The sequence below is a fragment of the Christiangramia aestuarii genome (assembly GCF_009735585.1).
Classification (GTDB): Bacteria; Bacteroidota; Bacteroidia; order Flavobacteriales; family Flavobacteriaceae; genus Christiangramia; species Christiangramia aestuarii.
In genome coordinates this window covers 1-378 of sequence record NZ_VJVW01000154.1, presented here as the reverse complement: position 1 = coordinate 378, position 378 = coordinate 1, and the positions used below count along the sequence as shown (strand labels likewise).

At 67.7% G+C, this 378-nt stretch carries 1 protein-coding gene; it reads right to left on the bottom strand.

The window, feature by feature from the left end; all coding sequences use genetic code 11:
• Positions 1-20: 20 nt before the first annotated feature.
• A partial coding sequence (locus tag FLP08_RS17335; protein WP_162431149.1) for a purine phosphoribosyltransferase family protein occupies positions 21-378 on the bottom strand: 358 nt, incomplete at its 5' end.

Below are 378 nucleotides of genomic sequence, written 5' to 3'. Positions count from 1 at the left end.
CCAGGGCGCCCCCCGGCGTATCAACGCTCGTCGAGAGCGAACGCGGTGAGACTGAAGGTGGAGATGCCGGCGTCCTGCAGGCGAGTGGAGCCGCCGAGTTCCGGCAGGTCGATGATCGCCGCGGCCTCGAAGACCCTGGCCCCGAGGCGTCGTACCAGGCTCGCGGCCGCCAGCAGGGTCCCGCCGGTGGCGATGAGGTCGTCGAAGATCAGTACGCTGTCGCCTTCGCAGAGGCTGTCGGCATGTACTTCGAGGAAGGCCTCGCCGTATTCGGTCTGGTAGCCCTCGGCGAGTACGTCGGCGGGTAGCTTGCCCTGCTTGCGGAACAGGACCAGCGGCTTGTTCAGCGCATAGGCCACCGCCGAGCCGATGAGGAAG